This window comes from Mediterraneibacter sp. 210702-DFI.5.30, assembly GCF_020560115.1.
In the GTDB taxonomy this organism is placed as follows: Bacteria; Bacillota; Clostridia; order Lachnospirales; family Lachnospiraceae; genus Mediterraneibacter; species Mediterraneibacter faecis.
Window position 1 is genome coordinate 1 of sequence record NZ_JAJCME010000228.1, and the last position, 222, is coordinate 222.

The 222-nt window shown below is 40.5% G+C and carries 1 protein-coding gene; it reads left to right on the forward strand.

The features are described from left to right. Positions 1–222: hypothetical protein (locus tag LI126_RS15365; RefSeq protein ID WP_227165769.1), on the forward strand; the 222-nt coding region annotated here is incomplete at both ends.

The following is a 222-nucleotide window of genomic DNA, read 5'->3' on the forward strand; positions in this document are numbered from 1 at the left end:
TTTAAGGCTTTGTTCAAGCATCGCCGCGTTATTTTCAATCGTGATGCCAAGTACACTTTCTCACTCGCCTTTTGGAAATTGCCAAAAGTTTTCTTTGAAGAATTTTTAATGCTGATTGACCCACTGCTGCTGCTTTGGATTATCGGCATTATTCATCACTTTGCCGATTTTTCAACGATCTTTGCGATTTTTGGCCTCTACTATCTCTTTGCGATGGCAACG